The organism is Flavobacterium xizangense (assembly GCF_054075145.1).
In genome coordinates, this window is the sequence record NZ_JBSIPG010000163.1 from 1 (window position 1) to 261 (window position 261).

The following is a 261-nucleotide window of genomic DNA, read 5'->3' on the forward strand; positions in this document are numbered from 1 at the left end:
GTCATAAATTACTCACAACCTACTTTTCTTCTTCAGAATATCTATTTCTTTCTTTATTAAAAGACATTGCTTTTATTTTAATTACTGGCCTAGTTTTCAGTTTTATTCTTTCAAAAAACGAAAAAAGAAACATCACCATCTTTGAAAAGTTAAACAAAACCAACGAAGAAATAGAAGAGTCAAATGAGAAGTACGACATTGTAGCAAAAGCAACAAGCGATACCATTTGGGACTGGAAAATTCAAGAGGATAGCATTAATT

1 pseudogene is annotated in these 261 nt (G+C 29.9%); it reads left to right on the forward strand.

Annotation, left to right across the window (positions count from 1 at the left end):
- A pseudogene (locus ACWA1B_RS22940) lies at positions 1-261 on the forward strand (PAS domain-containing sensor histidine kinase); the annotation flags it as partial.